Raw genomic sequence first — 17,497 nt, 5'->3', positions numbered from 1 at the left:
AGGCATGGGGAAGGAACAGATACCACTCCCTGAAGTTGACAATGCCGGGTTGTGTATTTTTAAAATAAGGTGATTTAAAACTTCCAGTATCTATTTTAAAAAGTTAACTCTTTTTACCTTTGAAAAATCCCCTAAAGATAGACTTTTAAGAACATAATCCAATGTTCTCTTTTTTATCATGTCTACCCTTAGGGGATTTACTAGCATATTATCATCTGTACTGAAAGGACTATCGGCTCAGACCAGGTCCTCCTGAACTCGGTTTGCACTCGAAACTGCTTGCCACTTCCGGGTCGCCTTTTTTATAGCGAGCCACTAATGGATAAGCGCATAGTGGACGTGAACGATCCGGTGCCCATGTGGAAGGTACCTCAGGGTTAACGCCACCTGGATTTCCCTCACCACGAGCTGTCGCTATAATACGATCCGGTGCCTTGCCATATTCAACCCAATCGATTAAAGCGCCCAGGCCATCAAACTGGTCGGTGGCAGGACCGCCACTGACATGCCCCATGCCAGGGACCTCAAAATATCTGACGAACTCATCGGCTTTGTTTCGGTAGTTCGCGTCGAGTTCCTTGTACCAACGCCTTGTGTCATCAGAGGAGAAGATACCGTCTGATGAACCGTGTGCCACGATCATTTTAGCTCCTGAATTGCGAAGGGTGTCCAAATTCGTTGGGTCAGGAGGCGTCATGAATTCCATGGCACTCTCTGTATACAAATCTTTAGATTCATAAATAAGTTGCCACTTATTGTCCACATCAAAGCTTAGTGCATATTCCGGTGCCGTTTTTCCATTAAACCCTTCAGGGGGCGATAGGAAAATGTGGCTAACAGTTCCTGGATCGAGGGCAACCGAAATTCTGAACTTCCATAACCCCCATCCATTATGGACAAGTCCCGGATCAAATGGGAAAGAAGTGTAGATCTGTTCTCCTGAGCTAGTACGAGCTCCCGCAAAAACATCCTTCACGACTTGCTTCTGTTCTACCGTTAAGCAGGTGCCGTCCCGATCCAAGTCACAAGTAGGTACGTCTCGTTCAACGCTGAAGACCTTCTGACAACGCTCAGTGTCCTGTACGATTCCGTCGTTTAGTCGATCCAGACCATCACAGCGGTCTAAAATCGCCTCTGCAATAACTTGACGTTCGGCTAAAGGTAGCGCTGTCTCCAAGTTGTTAATGTCGGTTGCAACCTTTGCCCATTGCTGAACTCCCCACAGCTGGGCTACCGCAGACTGGGGCAAGTTAAATCCTGGCGCGATGGCTAAAAAGCCATCGTACTGATCTGCATAGCGTGAAGCAGCGACCATGGTGTGACGACCGCCATTTGAGCCTCCGGCAATATATGAGCGATCAGGCTCGCGTCCGTAAGCAGCTTCGATCAAGCTCTTAGCCATAGGTGTAAGCGTTCCGACTGCTTGGTAACCGAAGTCAAGACGTGCCTGCGGATCAAATCCGAACCCAACGTTTTGAGCTGAAGTGTGACCTGCGTCCGAGCTAATGACAGCAAAGCCCTTTTGCAGTCCGTTTTCCAGCGGGCCGCCTCCGAAACTTCCATTTGCTGTTACGACGTTGCCATCCGCTCCACCATTTGCTTGATAGAGGAACCGTCCCGCCCATTCAACTGGAAGCCGCATTTCAAAACCGATCGCATACGTCTGACCGTCTACAGGGCTCACTCGCTCGTTCATTTTTCCCTTGACGAGACAATGCTCGCCGACAGGCTTACCGGCATTGGACAGTGTTCCCTCAGCTACAAGCTTTGCCGATGTGATAGTGGTATTATTAAAACTAAATGTTTCTACTAAATCCACACACATCTCCAGCTTGCCTGGCTGTGCTGGAGCAAGCTGTGGAATTACATCTTTTTCCCCACCCTTAGTTGAAGGTTTTTTTGTATTTTCTTCTTTATGGGGTGCACTTACTTTTGAAGCGCTTACACTTTCAGGAAACACACTAGAAGGAATTAACGACATAATGACAAGAGCTACTGTGAGTAGAATGGAAAAGCTTTTTTTCTTTTTCATATATTTTCTCCTTTCATCTTCGCTGGTAAAGCAGGTTATAATCCTTTTAGGGTTATATAGCTTTTATTTACCTCCTCTTAAAAGTTATCACCACACAAAGATTGTACATAATATTCAGAAAATTGATAACCCTTATTGTGTAGGAATTCAAACTTCAAAATTCCTATATAGTAATGAAAGGATTTAACGGCCTACGAATTAATAAATCTACATTCTAAAAAATGAATATCCAACTTTACTTAGTTAAAGGTTTACGCATTTTTTATATTTACTAGTGGTTCTATTATGTAATTAAAGGGGGAATTTTCACCAAGATTGCTCGCTTTTCAAACTTCAAGTCTTTAGTTATAATAGTAATAGAGAAATCATAAACTAAAAAAGACTGTTCGGTGCTCGAACACCAAACAGTCATACAATAGCTAGGTCCCCTACAAGGGGGTCAGCGGGTTGGAAAAATAACTCACCTTATCGCGTTGTCATGCTCAAGGGTGGGTTTATTTTTTGTCTCTAAAAGATATGATCGACAACACCAAACATGCAAATGCTATCATAAGCATTAACGTTTGAAATACTGTCACCATAAGCATCACCCCTTTCGTACGGGGTAACGCTGACCACCCTTGAGTACCTATCTATTGCCATTCTATTACACTGTAGAACATTTGTTAGCTTTTCGTTTTATTATTAGCAAAATGGCTGTTTGTTTTTTAAGTGTCCTCTACCCCATTATCTCTGCCACAAGCTGGTGGGAGTATAGTCGAGCTTTGTGGTCATAGACCATTGTGCTGACCATTATCTCATCTGCCTTCGTCTCATCTAAGAAGGATTGCAGCTTTTTCTTTACGTTGTTAGGACTCCCAATGATCGTGGAGCTTAATTGTTTTTCTAATATTGCCTTTTCATATGGGCTCATGAGCTCATCTAAATTCTCTACTGGTGGTTGTAGCTTTGATGGTGTGTTCCTTATCATGTTCAGGAAGCTTTGTTTGATGGAAGTGGCTAGCAATTCTGCTTCCTCATCCGTATCTGCCGCTATCACGTTTACGGCTACCATTGCGTAAGGCTCTTTATACTCCTCTGACGGCTGGAAATTATCGTAATACAATTTTAGAGCTGGTAATGTGTTTTCAGGTGAAAAATGACTGGCAAAAGCAAATGGCATCCCGAGCTGTGCTGATAATCTGGCACTGAAGCCACTAGAACCTAACAACCAAATAGGGATATTTGCTCCTTCACCAGGGATTGCTCGTACCGGTCCAGAACCTTGAAAATAAGCTTGTAGTTGTTCCAATTGTTCTGGGAAATCATCTCCATTGGTGTAGTTTTCCCCACGAATGGCATGGGCAGTTCGTTGGTCCGTTCCCGGTGCACGCCCTAATCCTAAATCAATTCGGCCTGGAAACATCGCTTCGAGGGTTCCAAATTGCTCCGCGATCACCAGTGGCGAATGGTTTGGAAGCATGATTCCGCCGGATCCTACCCGAATAGTAGAAGTATGCGCCGCAACATGGCCGATGACGACAGATGTTGCAGAGCTTGCTATGCCAGGCATATTATGGTGCTCTGCTAACCAGTACCGTTTAAAGCCTAGCTTTTCCGTTAACTGTGCTAACTCTACCGAATGTTGAAAGGATAGACTAGGCGTCCCCCCTTGCACAATGGATGCAAGATCAAGGACGGAAAAGGATATTTCGTTAATTGATTTTTTCGGTCTATTTATTGGCATGGATAACATCTTCTTTCTTTTTAATTTACTAGTTGGAATGGACTTGAATTTGTTGCCTAATATTGTATTTATGTGCTTTTCATATAGTAATTCACACCAGGATTAAAAAGCAACTTGTAAGTATTCAGCATATAAAAAATGATTAGAGACATATGTATCAAAATCAGTCCCGTTTAAGCGATTTCCAAATCTTCAAGAATCTCCAGGAAATAAGTTTTTAAAATAAACGGAGAAATTCCTCTTAATGAGGAAATATCACGAAAAATAGATGAAATAAACGGAAAGATTCCGCCTATTTCATCGAAAAAGAAGAAAATGGATCATTTTACTTTGCTTAACCGGAAAAATTCCGCTTATATCCCCCAAAACCAAGCTTTAATCTTCGTTTAACCGGAAAAACTCCGTTTATTTAAACGATCGGTTACCCAATTAAGGAAAATCAAGAAAATCTGCTTTATTTAACCGTCTCTCTGACTTCAACTCCCACCCCCTGGTACTTTAAATTGCTAGAATAAAACGAATTCTTTCTATTCATTTCTTTTCAAACATTTATACCTTGGTTATAATAGTAGTAGAGAAAACATAATATAAAAAAGACTGTTCGGTGCTGTAACACCAAACAGTCCATACAATAGCTAGGTTCCCTACAAGGGGATCAGCGGATTTGGGAAATAACTCACCCTATCGCGTTGCCATGCTCAAGGGTGGGTTATTTTTTGTCTCTAAAAGATATGATCGACAACACCAAACTTGCAAATGCTATCATTAGCATTAATGTTTGAAATACTGTCAACATAAGCATCACCCCCTTTCCAAACGGGGTAACGCTGACCACCCTTGAGTTACCTATCTATTGCCATTCTATTATAATATAAAAAGAACACTTGTTCGATTTATATTTTATTTTTAACGCAATAGCTGATTAAGCTATTTCCAAATCTTCAAGAATCGCCAGAAATAAGCTACTAAAATAACCGGAAAAATTCCTCTTAATAATGAAATATTACGGAAAATAGATAAAATAGACGGAAAGATTCCGTCTATTTCACCGAAAAAGAAGAAAATGGACCATTTTACACTGCTTAACCGGAAAAAATCCGCTTATATCCCTCAAATCGAGTTCAATTCCTCGTCTAACCGGAGAAAATCCGTTTATTTAAACGTTAGGTTACTCAATTAAGGCAAAACAAGAAGGTCTGCACTACTAATTTGGTAAGAAATAAAATCCCCCATTAAAAAAGAAGCATGAAATAAAATTCTCACGCCCCTTTCTTATAAACGATATACAGATGTACTCAACCACTTAACAACGCTTTCAACCAACGATAACCTCTTCACTCTATTAAACTAAACCTTCCGATCACTTAATTTCCCAACAAGCTCCACCAATGCACAGTCCGTCATAGAAGTTAGTCGATAATCAACCTCAGGAAATGTTAAATGCTTCGTGGTATCATTCGGAACAATCACACAGGTTAAGCCTGCTCGTTTTGCGGCGAGAGAACCATTGGCTGAATCCTCGAAAGCAATACAAAATTCAGGTTCAACTCCTAGCTTTTTAGCTGCTAACAGGTAAAGCTCTGGATGGGGTTTCACTTCAGCAACATCATCAGACGTCATGATACATTCAAAATAATGTAGTAAGCCTAATCGATCTAAATGGCTTGAAACCCATTTATAATCAGAGCTTGAAGCAAGACCAATTTTTAGGTTCATCGCTTGTGCTTCCTTTAGGAAATCCTCAACACCTGGTCGTACCTCTAAAGAATTCAGCCTTGTTTCCAGCTTTTCTTTATTCATTTTTTTGAGCTGCTCTCGATCAATTTGTTCGATTTCCTTTTCTAGAAGGTCATATATTGAGACATTAGATTTTGTTCCGATATGTTGTATCCATGACTGAAATGGAAATTCTACGTTATGCAACTCAAACATTTCTTTATAAATCGTTGTATGAACAGATTCGGTATCAAAAATCAACCCATCAAAGTCAAACACAACTGCTTTATACATGGAATCATTTCCTTTACGTATATTTTTATCGCATTTAGTAATCTGTTTCTAGTCGTAGCTTCACCCGATCTGCGATTAAATGGTAGTTTGAGTAATGAACAGGGATTGATTTTTCATTATAAATGATTTTATCTACTAAAATGATTGGGGTCATTCTATTAACCTCTAAATGCTTTTGTACCTCTTCTGTTGGATGGACAAATTCAAGGTCTTTACAAACCTTACTAAAATTTATTCCATACTCGTCATTAATAATCCTAAAGGTTGAACTTTCTGCTGTGATTTTGTTTTCTATTTCGGGATAAAGCTCTGTTGGAAAGTAAGCATAATCCAAGCTTAAAATTTGGTTATTTCGATAAACTTTTCTGACTAGTTCAATGTACTCGTCAAATTGATTATTAAATTTATTATTAATATGGGCTGTTCCTTTTATTTTCTCCATTGAAAGAATATCTTTTGTAATAAATTCACTTTTTGTCGTCAAGCCTTCGGTGTATCCTTGAAAATGTAAAAGGTGAATTTCTTTACGAAATGTATTCACAAATGTACCTTTTCCCCGAATAATCTGAAGAACACCTTCGTCTACTAATTCTTTTATGGCACGACGTATCGAGATTCTACTAGCTTGAAAAATTTCACATAACTCAGCTTCAGTCGGAATTTGGTCACCCTGATTTAGCCGATTAGTTTCAATATATTGTTTGATTCCCGTCATGATTTCTTCATATAAATAATTTTGAATTGAATCGCGGTTACTCATTAAGCTCGCTCCTATATGTTTAACGTTACCATTAATTATACAATAACCTTTAGGCACATTAAACTTTTTGCATTTCTTTCGGGTAACCAAATCCACCGTATTCCTGGCAAGTCTTCTCAGCGGACTTTGTTCCTTTCTCAATGGCAGCCTCTATCTCATCACCATTCATATAAGCCGTTAAAAAGCCTGCGATTAAGCTATCACCTGCACCCATTGTGTCCACCACATCAATTTTCTTTAACTTTTGCTCATACATCTCGCCATTTTTTATAAAAATTGCTGGCTTCCCCCCTCTAGTCAAGCCAATGATTTCAAATTGAAAAGAACGTAAATCGTTAATGAACTTTTCCAACTCTTCATCTGAGAGCTCAGCAGCTGAGAAAAATGCATACGAAATATACGGAGAAATCGACTCAATATAAGGTAGGTCCTTTCTATTCGAAAAGTCATACGAAACCTTTGCTACTTTTGATAATTTAGCCAATTCACTTTCCATCGAGGAATAGCAGCTCACATGGCTTAAATCGAAATTTTTAATATAATCCAGTTCTTCTTGAATGAGCTGAATTTTGAATTTATGCTGGACGGTATTTTTAGGTCCTCCTACAAATACACGGTCATGATCTTCAGTCAAAGTAACCTGCGGCTGGCCAGTGATACCAATGACGTCACGTGAATATTGATAATCCACCCCTTCTTGACGAAGTACATACTTAATATGTTCAGCCTGCTCATCGTTCCCAAATATCCCAATATACGAAACTTCACTTGCTCCATTCCGTTTCGCATTGACTGCAACATTGACACAATTCCCTCCAGGATAATAGTTATGTTGATCTAAATAGCAATCCACTACGTTATCACCAATTGTGATTAATTTCATAAAGCATCATCCTTTCACAGAGCCTTCTGCAAGACCTCTAACCAAGTATTTTTGTAAGAATATAAGTAAAACAATCATTGGTACTGTTGCAATAACCATTCCTGATAGCAATACTCCCCAATCTGTACGAAGAGCATCTCGAAAGACCATTAAACCTGATGGAATTGTTTTTAATTCACTGGAGTTTATGAAAACGGTTGCAAATAAAAATTCATTCCAAGCGAAATAGGCAGTTAAAATAACAGATGTTACGACAATAGGTAGTGAAATCGGCAAGTAAATACGCCAAAAAATACCGAATTCTGTACACCCATCCATTACCGCAGATTCCGATAACTCTTTCGGTACGGTTAAAAAGAAAGCCCGAATTAAGATAATTGTTAAAGGCAATCGATAGGCGACATAGGTCAAAATGAGCGCCCAATGTGTATCGATCAAGTTTGTGATCGTTAAAATTTCAAATAAAGGGATTAAAGCCACCTGTGGATTCATCATTAACCCACCAATTGTAAAAAGGAGTGCGGCGTCAATCCAGCGATTTTTATATCGGGATAGTACGAACGCAGCCATTGCTCCGATTAGGACCGTTAGAATAATCGTTGATAATGTGACATATACACTGTTGATAAAATAGCTCGAAATTCCTTTTGACCATGCAAGAGAATAGTTTTCAACCTTCCATTCGGTTGGCAAAGCCCAAACATTACTATAAATTTCCTGATAGCTTTTAAATGATGAGATAAACATCCAAAAAAGTGGATATAGAATGATAATAGCAAAGCACAGCAAACCGAGAAAGACAATATTTTTGGTGATACGAGTTTGAATTGGGATTTTTATTTTATTTGTAGGAACGGTACTAGGGAATGTGGGCTTCTTTACATTTGTTTTGATCATGTACTTCATTCCTCCTTCCCTGTTTTCGAGACTTTGATTTGGATAAGCGCAAATACAGCAGATAATAAGAAGATTAGGGATGCTAATGTTGATGCATAGCCCATGTCATCTTTAACAAAGCCTGTTTGATACATGTGAATCGCTAAAGTCATAGAGCTATTTCCTGGCCCACCATTTGTGAGAATATAAGGTTCATTAAATACTAGAATAGAGCCCGTCACAGTTACTAATAGATTAACAAAAGTAGTTTCCTTCACCTGTGGTACTGTTACACTAAAGAATCTTCGTATTTTCCCAGCACCATCGATCTCTGCAGCTTCATACAGATCCTTTGGAATTTTCTGAATGGAAACAATAAATAACATCGTAATGAGCCCAATACTTTGCCATTGAGACATGGCGATCACACTATAGATAGCCGTTGTTGAATTACCTAGCCAAGGCTTGGCCAACTGCTCTAATCCAAGGAGCTCAAGGAAGCTATTTAATAATCCAATTTGAGGATTATAGACAAATCCAAATAATAAGGCAATAACTGAAATTGAAATCATAACTGGCATAAAATAAATCACGCGGAAAGCTGGAGCAAATTTTCTGAAAAACTTATCCTCTAAAATAGCAGCTAACACCAAAGCGAAGAATACCTGCAATATCACAGAAATAATCGCATATTTAACATTATTGTTTAAAGCAGTAAGAGCTACTCCATCAGCAAATAATTGTTTAAATTTACTCAAACCAACAAACTCTTTCGTTTGAGAAAAAACACTAAATTCAAAAAAACTATTATAGAAGTTTTGAATAAGTGGTATGTAAATAAATAGTCCTAAAAATAAAACAGTAGGTAACATGAATAGAATTGGAGTTATTTTTACCCTTTTTATCTTCATTACAATCCCCCACCCTTCTTTTGAAGAATTGCCCTAACCTTTTCAATATCTTAGTTAGGGCAATTCTACTTCTTATTGGTTACGTAATTTAGCAGCTGCTTCTTGTACTTTTGCCATAATCTCTTCAGGTGTTGTTTGATCGGTTGCTAATTCTTGACCACCACGCATGAAAACATCAGCAATGGATATATCAACCGCATTATCAAACCAAGGGGTCGCATCTGAGGCTTCTAGAATAATTTGATAGGCTTCTAGACTTGTTGGGTTGGATGTTTCTTCTGTTACCCCGCCTTTAATTGCGTTCAGCTGACCATCGGCTTTCGTAAATTCTTTAGCCGTTTCCTCTGATGTGAGGAATTTCAAGAACTCTACGGCTTCAGGTGGAGCATTTTTACTTAGCATCCAGCCTTCTGGTGCACCAGTAAGGGATTTAGGTCTTCCATCTCCATCTTCAACCTCAGGGAAATTAAAGAAGCCAAACTCCACATCTCCAGCATCCTGTACATATCCAACCTCTGCAAATTGCATATACAATACTGGAACTTCACCAGCAGCAAACATATTTCGAGCTGCTTCATGATCAATAGCCGTTGACACATCACCCATGTAAGTGGTCAACTCTTTAAAGATTTCTAGACCTCGAATATATCCTGGATCTGTATATTCACCAGTCTTGGTATTATAATCTTTAAGAAGTACATCATTAGCTATGACTCTATCAAAAATAGTCCCCATGTAATGAGAAATGGCCCAACCATTTGTTAATCCTTCTACTAATGGTGTTTCATAGCCAGCTTTCTTCAATTGATCTAACGCATCGATCAGTTCATCATATGAGCCTGGTACCTCTATATTATTTTCTTCAAAAATTTGTTTGTTATAAAAGAAAGCTTTACCGTCAACTGTAAACGGTATTCCATACGTAACATCATCAAACGTAAATCCAGCATACTGAGACTCGATAATATTACCTGACCATTCTGTATCCTCTGCCATTACATCGTTTAGCTCCATAATACGTCCGGAGCTTACTAGATTTGCGGCAAACGTGTCTGACCATGAGGTAAACACATCGGGAAGATCATCATTTGAAACGAGGACTTTAATTTTTTCTTTATAAGAATCATTTAAAACAGAATCAACATTAATTTTTACATTAGGATGCTGCTTTTCAAATTCTGCAATTTTTTCATCATAAAATGATTTTCTTGGTTCATTCGGCCATCTATGAAAAAAATCAATTACTACTGTATCACCATCAGATGTTTCGCCATTGCTTTCATTGGAGGAAGAACATGCTGCTAAAAACATAGAGCTGGCTAAAATAACAACTAAAAAGCATAGGTACTTTTTCATTAAATTATTTCCCCCTCGTAACCAATTTTTCCGAAGATTAATACTCCATTTTCCACATATATCTTCTTACTGATAATGGATGTCCGGTATGTTCCGCTAAACCATCAGCATATAAGCGTAAAACAGGCCCCGCTAGTGCTGAACCAAAATACTCTTTAAGGTCTTCGTCCACTCCACTGTAATCAAACTCTTTCACATTCACCACTTCAACTTTTTCACTATATTTCGTTACAAAATCAAGAGCACGCTGATCAAGCGGTGTACTTGGCCCTTCCCCAACTACCACTAAAAATGGGACATCAAAATCAGTTACTTCAAATGGTCCATGGAAATACTCTCCTGAATGAATAGCGTTTGAATGGATCCACAGCATTTCCATTAGCAAGCAGCTTGTGAAGGAATAAGCATGATGGATATATGCTCCACTTGCCATTGTGTAAATCACCTTATCACGTTTATATTTCTTACCAAATGTATCCGCTACATCCTTATACTTTGCTTGGTTGCTTTCTATTAACTCTCCTAGCTTAGATAATTGTTCTACACCACGGAGAAACTTCTCTTCCCCAGTAATTTGATTTAGTAATTTAAAGAGCAATGTGTAGTATACTCCTATTTCTCCATCAATCGCCTCTGAGCCATCTTTATAGTTGTAATGAACGGTATATTCTGATTCCTTACAAAGAGGAGATTCAACATCCATTGAAATCGCAACAGTTAAGGCACCCTGTTCTCTTGCATATGTAGCAGCTCCAACTGTTTCTGGAGTTGTACCAGAATGAGACCTTAAAATCACAAGACTGTTTTCACCCAATGCTTTCGGTGCACGATGAATAAATTCATTTGAAGTATAAACAAAGCTCGGCATCTCAGTATCCTTCGTCACAAAATAATCCCCTAGAGAAAGCGCTGCCATTGAACCGCCACATGCCACAAAGAAAATGTTTTTAATATCCTTCTCCTTCACAGCCTCGATCACGTTTTGAATTTGTTCCAGATGTTCTTGTTTCATAAATAAACCTCTCCCCTCAAATTTTCACTTAGGTATTTAGTGAATGATTACCTCATCATCTAACCTCTAAGTTTTGTTATGATGTCATATAACATCATCTATAAGGTAATAGTACATCATATGATGTCATAGGTCAACAACCTATTTTAAATTTTCTAAAAATTTATATGAAAACCTATTCTTGACCGCTCACACCCACTCTCCACTAGATTTAACTACAAATAATCCAGATTTAACCTTAATTTAAACTTTGTCATGTACCATTACATTTATAGATCGGTTTTTCAACGTTTGTATAAGACAAAAACAAGAAAGTTGAGGAGAAAAAATGACATTTTTAAAAAGCTGCTTTTCGCTAATTGCAGTTCTTTCACTTACTGTTTTCATTTCAGGTTGTGGAAAATGTGAAGCTATAGATCACGCGGAGGAGTATATTTCATCAATTGATACAATGGACATTCCAGATGACGTGGAAGTGATTGGGCTGGGTGAAGCAACACATGGGAATGTTGAATTTCAGGTGTTAAAACAACAGGTTTTTGAAACTTTGGTGACTAAGGAACATGTACGCGTCTTTGTTTTAGAAGGTGATTTCGGAGGCGGTCAGCAGATTAACAATTATATTTTAGATGGAGAAGGCTCCGCAGATGCTGCTGTTAATAGCCTTGATTATCCTATTTATAAAACTCAACAAATGATTGATCTTGTTGAGTGGATGCACAATTATAACAAATCGGTGCAAGACGAAGAGAAAATTCGTTTTTATGGGAATGATATGCAGCGCTATGACTACAGTAAAAAGAACCTACTAGATTATTTTGCTGTTGTAGACAAGGAAGCTGCTACTAAATATAGTGATCAATTGAAGCAGGTTTCCAATGAAACGATGCGCGATTTAACAACGAAGCAGTTAGAAAATGTAGATAAAACGATCGATCACATTCTTCAAGATTTACAAGCAAATGAAGCTAAATATTTGGAACATTCATCTGCTGACGAGCTTGCGTTTGCTACAGCCTATGCACAAAATATGAAGCAGCGTACACAGCTATTTTTATCAGAAGAAAACTATACAAACCTTCGTGATCAATATTTAGCTGAAAATTTACAATGGATTATGAAATATGAAAAAGAACGAGGAAATGAAAAAGTGTTTTTCTCAGGACATAATGGCCATGTCGAAAAAACGTCTGCCTCACCTGCTGGCTATAAATCAATGGGAAATTACTTAGATGAGGTTTATGGAACAAAGTATTTTGCAATAGGGACTGACTTTATCAACAGTGAATTTCAGGCAAAGAACGATGGTTCAGGCAACCGCAAAACATTTACCGTAAAAAATCAACATGATTTAGTGGATGCATTTAGTGAAGTTAAGTCTAATACCTTTTACGTTGATTTTGAAAAGAGCCGTGAGTCGGAAGAATTGTCCAAGATCCTATCTAGTAAACAAAAAATGGCAAATATAGGTGATGATTTTCGCTCATGGTATAAGCTATTAAAGATGTTTTATACGATTGAAATGGTGCCTGATAAGGCTTATGATGGTTTGATTATTGTAAAGGACGCGACACCTACTAAAGTGATAGAATAAGACTTAAATATAAGGAGGTTCTTATGTTTCTATTTTAAAAACACGAGAACCCCTTTTTTCATTGTGTTTTAGTTATGATAATTTATATTGCTGACTAACCTCCTTTTCAGTTAACACGTAATCCTTCCTACTAAAAGACCCAACGATCGCAGGAAAAATTGTGAATTCCTTCTTCATATCTCGGAACGTAATCCTATCAGTTCCTCTATAAAAATCATTATCTAGCGAGGTTTCAATACAGTTTAAGGGAGAATGAGAATATGTTTCTCTATAGTGTTGAATGGCATCTTCCTGGCTACGGGCAAAGATGAAGACAAAATCAGTCTTGTTCTGCTTCAAAGAATAAATTCGGACCTTTCGAAAATGCAGAAGATTTTTTTGGATCATTTCCTCCACGGTCTGGTGATTTGCCTGATTTAAATCGATTTTCGATATGTGGTCATTTGAAGAAATTTTCCTCTCTTGTAATAAATGAAAAAGATAATGGGCCAACGGAGATTCTTCTAATTTTATCGCTTCCTCGTAAACTTCTTTTACATTCATGTGATCACACCTCAATTTTTAAAATGTTTAAACATATTTAAGAACGAACACTTGTTCTTTTTACTCAACAATTTTTATTATGTATTCGTAAATGTTCGCGAAAATCTATTAGAGGAAATGATTTCAAGGGAGTGATCTCTCCCCCATCAATCATTCATTAAGTTCCTCTACTTTAGCTATGAAACTGTTAATCTTGTAAATATGCTCCCTGTTTTTTCACATTGATTTCACATGTTTCATAATTGTAGGAAATCAGTTGATAATGCTCACTGAAACGGCTTATCAATGCTTGGACTTCCTCAATTGATAAACGAGTTTTCTGTGAAATTTGTTCGATTGATACTTGATAGCTTCCATCTGTAGTAGCATGCGGATTCGTAAGTAAGTAAAGATAGAAATACTTTTCCTCCCAAGCCATCTCCTGTACAACTGGATCTCTCCAAAAATCTGTGTTAACCATTTTGAATTTTTCCATTCTTCAACACTTCCCTTTCTCCTATTTATTTTCTCTTCACCCTCTATATATAGAAAAACGGATGAAGAGTAGCGTCTGTTTTTAAAAAATTTAAATTTTTTTGCGATTATTAAATTTCTTACCAAGTATGACAAAGTTTAGAGTCTCTTCAATCCTCACCCGCTGTAAGATCAAGCACAAACTCACTCGGTATCGGTCGTCCAGTTCCAGTAGAATTTGACTGCTTGGACTTTTGTTTAGAAGACTGGTTATCCTGATAAGAATCTATTTCTTCAATGGTTAGTAAAGACTCATTTTTCCAGTTTTTAAGTATGCCAACGATATAGTTTAGTTTTCTTTTGTTATTAGCACAGGCAATACCCATGGCTTTTAAGACAACATCTTTAGGGTGTAAAAAGCATGAATTGTCTAACCAGGATAATAGCTGGTGTTTGGCGTTTATGTTAGATAACCCAAATCCATTGCTGTCCCAGAACTCTATGATTTCGTTTATATCTTTTGATTTTTGACCTTGTTGGTCATCATCTAGATCTGAATTGTCTTTAGAGGATTGTTTTTCTTCCCTAGTTTCTGTAACTCGAGGGTTAGAGTTTTCTTCAATTTGATCTTGTTCAGTTGCAGAATATGTATGTTCTTTACCCTTACGGCTCATTTCTTCCTCAACTTCTTTATGACAATAAGGTTCATATAAGCGAACTATTTCCTCTCTTTCAATTCCTTCGCAAACATACGAAATAAGCGAGGTATCCTTGACCTCTTTTAATTCTTTTGTAATACAATCCATAATTGGTTTGCCGCCTCTATGAAGGTTATTTTTTCCCCAGTTTTTAATGGCGATTTCACATGTTTCTGGGTTGTACCGGATTAATTTGTGACGTGTTGTAAATCGTTCTAATAATACTTCCACCTCTTCAAGCGTATAATCCAATTCGAGTGCCATTTCTTTCTTCGTTATTTCGTAGATTCCAATTTGCGTCGTTTTATCATTTGTTAGTAAATACACGTAAAATAATTTATCCTCCGAAGACATCTTCTCTAAATTAAAGGAGGATCTCCAAAATCCAGTTAAGATCATACGAAATTTTGCCATTTTTCATCACTACCCTTTTATCAAATTATTGTTTTGTCATCCTTTATATAGACAAAAAGAGGGGGTAGAGTAGCAGATTAAAATGTTAAATTTTTGTAAAGATAATATTTATTGAGACTATTACACATTCTAAATAATAAAAAATTTTGTTATTCAAAATAAAAACGTTCCTTAACAGTATGTAAGGAACGTTGATCTTTTCTATTAAGTTTGCTTTGGCAGCTAAACTACCACTACACAAAAATTTGAGAATGTGACCCATTCTAGATTATCGTCTATGCTATAAGTTTTTTGTTGTTGTTCTTTTTCTTTTTATTCTTCTTTTTCTTTTTGCCCACGTATCGTAAAAAATGTTTCTTTACCTATTTTTATCTAATATCTTTGAATCTATCAAATATCTTCCTACTTTTTTAAAGACTGCTCCGCAAGCCATTCCATTAAGGTTGTTGCTTTTCCATTGATGGTGTTTGTTACTTCATTGTTGTATACATAAATCCATGACCAATGTCCATCATATTCGTATGGAGTACCGTCACTATTTTTATAGAGTCCTGAAGTGTCAATGACATGATCGAATAGAGAGAGATGAACATTTTTTGCGCCTGCTTCAATTAATCGGTTATAGGTTGGGACTGTGTATAGATTCGGATTAACTATCTTGTCGGTTTTCGCAGTGATAAACCAGATAGGAAGATTCTTCATTTTTTGTATTTCTTCAACTGTAATCAAGGAATCCTTTAGAGCTTCACAGGTTGGGAAGGCTGCTGCGAAATACTCTGGATAATCGCGTATCATCAGCATCGTCATGTATCCACCATTTGAATCTCCACCAATATAAATTCTATTGTGATCAATGTCCTTATTTTGTGAAACATAGTCTTCAATTAATGCCATAAGTGCTTTTTGATATTTCGACGTACCATCACCGAATTCAGTGAAGCCCTCCATCCAAAAACTAGGTGTTTGAGGAGCTAATACATAAGCACCATCAAAATAAGCTTGTATTTCTTCTGATGCAAAATTTGCTGCTTTGTTCCCGGCGATGGCAATCGTTGGATCTATACCGCCTTCTCCTGCTCCATGTAACCAAATGACTAGTGGATTTTTTTCATTATTTTTTGCTGGAGAATAGTCAGCATAGGTTAAAGTAATATTGTCATAAGTTGCTTTGCCTGTTGTAAAATCATCGACAAGCTCTCTTACTCCTCCGGTAAATGTGTCGATCACTAACTCTGAGATTGTTCCATCACTAGTTTGAATATTCTTTTGTTGTGTGATCGTGTATTGATTATCAGTCCAATCGTTAAAGCCAGTCCCCTTCCAGTCATAGTTAATGGCAGAAGAAAGTGATAAGGTTGGGGAAACTTCCATTTCTAAAACAGCATATTGCCCCATCTTTTCGGCTGGTTTCCCATGCTTATCTGATACATAAGCATTCTTCACTATTCGATTACCTTCTTGTAAGAATGGATTCTCTAATCTGTGATCGTATCTTTGCACCTGAACATGAAAGGTCTCTTTCGTAACCGAATCTACTGGAACAGGTTTTCCTAAATCAACAATTACCTTTGTAATGGCTGCTCCCCAATCCATAATTTCTGTAACCGTTTGATAAGAAGGTTGTTTTTTTCCTTCCGTGTTAACCGTATGGCTCGTCACAGCTGCTGAACCTAATTGCGTTAGAGATTTCTCCGAATTATTCTTCTTATTCTCCATTATGATTTACCTCTCTTTTAGTGGATGCGTGCATTAAAGTAATCGTTTATACTTCAATGAGTTTTCTGAAAAATACCTACTTAATAATTCCTGCTTAAAAGTGAAAACCCTCTCAAATTATTATAAATATTTCGTCACATGTCTACTGATTTCAATCTAATATCAGAGCGACAAAAAGATAGCTGATGCCGGAAAGTTCACGTTCAATTCTACTAAACATGGTTATAATAAAGATATATACGCATATATTAAAAAGACCGTTGGTGCTCGAACACCAAACGGCCCATACAATAGAAGGTTCCCTTCAAGGGAGTCAGCATTGTAGGTATAAATCCACCCTCTAAATGCTGTTTGGGCTCAAGGGTGGACTATTTTTTGTCTCTAAAAGATATGATGAACAAAACCAAACCTTCAAATGCGATCATAAGAATCATCCCTTTTTTTATGGGGAACTCTGAACTTTCATCAGTTTACCTAATAAATGGAAATCTTTTAACGTTAACACTATTGAAC

16 protein-coding genes are annotated in these 17,497 nt (G+C 37.5%); 1 reads left to right on the top strand and 15 read right to left on the bottom strand.

What is annotated here, in order from left to right; genetic code table 11:
* Window positions 1-229: 229 nt before the first annotated feature.
* The 11 genes from ACEWK1_RS24000 to ACEWK1_RS23950 form a co-directional block, all read right to left on the bottom strand.
* Window positions 230-2,032, bottom strand: a complete 1,803-nt coding sequence (locus ACEWK1_RS24000; RefSeq protein WP_212135029.1) for a tannase/feruloyl esterase family alpha/beta hydrolase — start codon at window positions 2,030-2,032, stop codon at window positions 230-232.
* Between the two features lie 494 nt (window positions 2,033-2,526).
* Window positions 2,527-2,613 carry a putative holin-like toxin gene (locus ACEWK1_RS23995; protein ID WP_269671156.1) on the bottom strand — a complete coding sequence of 29 codons (87 nt, stop codon included), beginning with the start codon at window positions 2,611-2,613 and terminating at the stop codon, window positions 2,527-2,529.
* A gap of 137 nt (window positions 2,614-2,750) precedes the next feature.
* Entirely contained in the window at window positions 2,751-3,758 is a 1,008-nt protein-coding gene (locus ACEWK1_RS23990) for an LLM class flavin-dependent oxidoreductase (RefSeq protein WP_212135031.1), read from the bottom strand.
* Window positions 3,759-4,467: 709 nt separating this feature from the next.
* Window positions 4,468-4,554 carry a putative holin-like toxin gene (locus tag ACEWK1_RS23985; protein ID WP_285849168.1) on the bottom strand — a complete coding sequence of 29 codons (87 nt, stop codon included), beginning with the start codon at window positions 4,552-4,554 and terminating at the stop codon, window positions 4,468-4,470.
* A 551-nt stretch (window positions 4,555-5,105) separates the two neighbouring features.
* Window positions 5,106-5,768 carry an HAD family hydrolase gene (locus ACEWK1_RS23980; protein ID WP_212135033.1) on the bottom strand — a complete coding sequence of 221 codons (663 nt, stop codon included), beginning with the start codon at window positions 5,766-5,768 and terminating at the stop codon, window positions 5,106-5,108.
* A 34-nt stretch (window positions 5,769-5,802) separates the two neighbouring features.
* Window positions 5,803-6,528, bottom strand: a complete 726-nt coding sequence (locus ACEWK1_RS23975) for a GntR family transcriptional regulator (RefSeq protein ID WP_121661886.1) — start codon at window positions 6,526-6,528, stop codon at window positions 5,803-5,805.
* A 58-nt stretch (window positions 6,529-6,586) separates the two neighbouring features.
* On the bottom strand, window positions 6,587-7,411 hold the full coding sequence (locus ACEWK1_RS23970; protein ID WP_212135035.1) for a PfkB family carbohydrate kinase: 825 nt from the start codon (window positions 7,409-7,411) through the stop codon (window positions 6,587-6,589).
* A gap of 6 nt (window positions 7,412-7,417) precedes the next feature.
* A complete protein-coding gene (locus ACEWK1_RS23965; RefSeq protein ID WP_212135037.1) occupies window positions 7,418-8,308 on the bottom strand; it encodes a carbohydrate ABC transporter permease in 891 nt (296 codons plus the stop codon).
* A 5-nt stretch (window positions 8,309-8,313) separates the two neighbouring features.
* On the bottom strand, window positions 8,314-9,198 hold the full coding sequence (locus ACEWK1_RS23960) for a carbohydrate ABC transporter permease (protein ID WP_212135039.1): 885 nt from the start codon (window positions 9,196-9,198) through the stop codon (window positions 8,314-8,316).
* 72 nt (window positions 9,199-9,270) lie between these two features.
* Window positions 9,271-10,554: an ABC transporter substrate-binding protein gene (locus tag ACEWK1_RS23955; RefSeq protein ID WP_212135041.1), complete on the bottom strand. Its 1,284-nt coding sequence runs from the start codon at window positions 10,552-10,554 to the stop codon at window positions 9,271-9,273.
* Window positions 10,555-10,591: 37 nt separating this feature from the next.
* Window positions 10,592-11,566, bottom strand: coding sequence for an SIS domain-containing protein (locus ACEWK1_RS23950; RefSeq protein ID WP_212135043.1), 975 nt, complete (start codon window positions 11,564-11,566; stop codon window positions 10,592-10,594).
* Window positions 11,567-11,894: 328 nt separating this feature from the next.
* Between ACEWK1_RS23950 and ACEWK1_RS23945 the strand changes: the two genes are divergently transcribed.
* On the top strand, window positions 11,895-13,160 hold the full coding sequence (locus tag ACEWK1_RS23945; RefSeq protein WP_212135045.1) for an erythromycin esterase family protein: 1,266 nt from the start codon (window positions 11,895-11,897) through the stop codon (window positions 13,158-13,160).
* A gap of 72 nt (window positions 13,161-13,232) precedes the next feature.
* Here ACEWK1_RS23945 and ACEWK1_RS23940 read toward each other — a convergent pair whose 3' ends face one another.
* The 4 genes from ACEWK1_RS23940 to ACEWK1_RS23925 all read right to left on the bottom strand — a co-directional run bounded on the left by ACEWK1_RS23940 (window position 13,233) and on the right by ACEWK1_RS23925 (window position 16,984).
* On the bottom strand, window positions 13,233-13,703 hold the full coding sequence (locus tag ACEWK1_RS23940) for a hypothetical protein (RefSeq protein ID WP_212135047.1): 471 nt from the start codon (window positions 13,701-13,703) through the stop codon (window positions 13,233-13,235).
* A 187-nt stretch (window positions 13,704-13,890) separates the two neighbouring features.
* On the bottom strand, window positions 13,891-14,178 hold the full coding sequence (locus ACEWK1_RS23935) for a replication protein (protein ID WP_212135049.1): 288 nt from the start codon (window positions 14,176-14,178) through the stop codon (window positions 13,891-13,893).
* A gap of 148 nt (window positions 14,179-14,326) precedes the next feature.
* Window positions 14,327-15,268 (bottom strand): DnaD domain protein, encoded by a 942-nt coding sequence (locus ACEWK1_RS23930; protein WP_232273435.1) that lies wholly within the window; start codon window positions 15,266-15,268, stop codon window positions 14,327-14,329.
* Window positions 15,269-15,670: 402 nt separating this feature from the next.
* Entirely contained in the window at window positions 15,671-16,984 is a 1,314-nt protein-coding gene (locus ACEWK1_RS23925; protein WP_212135051.1) for a prolyl oligopeptidase family serine peptidase, read from the bottom strand.
* Window positions 16,985-17,497: the final 513 nt, after the last annotated feature.

It is taken from the genome of Metabacillus sp. YM-086 (assembly GCF_048059995.1).
GTDB lineage: Bacteria > Bacillota > Bacilli > Bacillales > Bacillaceae > Metabacillus > Metabacillus litoralis_B.
This window is presented reverse-complemented; position numbering and strand designations above follow the sequence as displayed.

What these genes read in the sequence shown, in the direction of transcription:
- ACEWK1_RS24000 (WP_212135029.1), bottom strand. Translation starts at nt 2,032, where the DNA reads ATGAAAAAGAAAAAAAGCTTTTCCATTCTACTCACAGTAGCTCTTGTC.
- ACEWK1_RS23995 (WP_269671156.1), bottom strand. Translation starts at nt 2,613, where the DNA reads ATGGTGACAGTATTTCAAACGTTAATGCTTATGATAGCATTTGCATGT.
- ACEWK1_RS23990 (WP_212135031.1), bottom strand. Translation starts at nt 3,758, where the DNA reads ATGCCAATAAATAGACCGAAAAAATCAATTAACGAAATATCCTTTTCC.
- ACEWK1_RS23985 (WP_285849168.1), bottom strand. Translation starts at nt 4,554, where the DNA reads ATGTTGACAGTATTTCAAACATTAATGCTAATGATAGCATTTGCAAGT.
- ACEWK1_RS23980 (WP_212135033.1), bottom strand. Translation starts at nt 5,768, where the DNA reads ATGTATAAAGCAGTTGTGTTTGACTTTGATGGGTTGATTTTTGATACC.
- ACEWK1_RS23975 (WP_121661886.1), bottom strand. Translation starts at nt 6,528, where the DNA reads ATGAGTAACCGCGATTCAATTCAAAATTATTTATATGAAGAAATCATG.
- ACEWK1_RS23970 (WP_212135035.1), bottom strand. Translation starts at nt 7,411, where the DNA reads ATGAAATTAATCACAATTGGTGATAACGTAGTGGATTGCTATTTAGAT.
- ACEWK1_RS23965 (WP_212135037.1), bottom strand. Translation starts at nt 8,308, where the DNA reads ATGATCAAAACAAATGTAAAGAAGCCCACATTCCCTAGTACCGTTCCT.
- ACEWK1_RS23960 (WP_212135039.1), bottom strand. Translation starts at nt 9,198, where the DNA reads ATGAAGATAAAAAGGGTAAAAATAACTCCAATTCTATTCATGTTACCT.
- ACEWK1_RS23955 (WP_212135041.1), bottom strand. Translation starts at nt 10,554, where the DNA reads ATGAAAAAGTACCTATGCTTTTTAGTTGTTATTTTAGCCAGCTCTATG.
- ACEWK1_RS23950 (WP_212135043.1), bottom strand. Translation starts at nt 11,566, where the DNA reads ATGAAACAAGAACATCTGGAACAAATTCAAAACGTGATCGAGGCTGTG.
- ACEWK1_RS23945 (WP_212135045.1), top strand. Translation starts at nt 11,895, where the DNA reads ATGACATTTTTAAAAAGCTGCTTTTCGCTAATTGCAGTTCTTTCACTT.
- ACEWK1_RS23940 (WP_212135047.1), bottom strand. Translation starts at nt 13,703, where the DNA reads ATGAATGTAAAAGAAGTTTACGAGGAAGCGATAAAATTAGAAGAATCT.
- ACEWK1_RS23935 (WP_212135049.1), bottom strand. Translation starts at nt 14,178, where the DNA reads ATGGAAAAATTCAAAATGGTTAACACAGATTTTTGGAGAGATCCAGTT.
- ACEWK1_RS23930 (WP_232273435.1), bottom strand. Translation starts at nt 15,268, where the DNA reads ATGGCAAAATTTCGTATGATCTTAACTGGATTTTGGAGATCCTCCTTT.
- ACEWK1_RS23925 (WP_212135051.1), bottom strand. Translation starts at nt 16,984, where the DNA reads ATGGAGAATAAGAAGAATAATTCGGAGAAATCTCTAACGCAATTAGGT.